Origin of the sequence: Sutterella sp. KLE1602, assembly GCF_001578585.1 — a bacterium.
GTDB lineage: Bacteria > Pseudomonadota > Gammaproteobacteria > Burkholderiales > Burkholderiaceae_F > Sutterella > Sutterella wadsworthensis_A.
The window spans coordinates 1-750 of sequence record NZ_KQ968507.1 but is presented as its reverse complement, the minus strand read 5'-3'; the positions used below and the strand labels follow the sequence as shown (position 1 = coordinate 750).

Genomic DNA, 750 nt, shown 5'->3' with positions numbered 1-750 from the left:
AAAAATCCCGAAGGGGGACCCCTGCGGAACAGGGGAGGACCGGAGGGGAGCAAAGGGAAGAAGGACGAGAAAGAACAAACGCCGCCACATGCGAAGGCAACGAATGGTAACCCTAGAAGCCATCCTTGAACGGAACAACTTGAACCGAGCTTATAAGCAGGTCAAGGCAAACAGAGGCGGTCCGGGCGTCGACGGCATGACCGTAGACGAGTTCTTGGACTATCTGCGTGCGCACGCCGTCGAGATAGTGGAAACCGTGAAGGCGGGGAAATACAAACCTCAGCCCGTACGCCGAGTCATGATCCCGAAGGAGGAGAAAGGCAAGTTCAGACCGTTGGGAATTCCAACTGCTGTCGATCGAGTCATCCAACAGGCGATCGCGCAGAAACTGAGCGACGAATACGAACCAGTATTCAGTTTGCACAGTCATGGCTTTCGCCCGTGCAGGAGTTGCCGGACGGCCATTGACGAGGCCCTCGATATCGCAAATCAGGGTTACGTCTGGGTCGTGGACCTCGACCTGTCGAAGTTCTTCGACACTGTCAACCACTCCAAGCTCCTGCAACTCTTGTCGGACAAGCTCAAGGACGGACGAGTAGTCTCACTCATCCACAAGATCCTGAGAGCACCGATACAAGAAGGGGACAAGATCACGCCATGCGAAATAGGAACGCCGCAAGGCGGTCCGGTCAGCCCCGTTCTCGCCAACATCATGCTCAACGAGCTCGACCATGAGCTCGAACGCAGAGG

At 56.0% G+C, this 750-nt stretch carries 1 protein-coding gene; it reads left to right on the top strand.

The features are described from left to right. Nucleotides 1-103: 103 nt before the first annotated feature. A partial coding sequence (locus HMPREF3036_RS02800; protein WP_082897326.1) for a reverse transcriptase domain-containing protein occupies nucleotides 104-750 on the top strand: 647 nt, incomplete at its 3' end.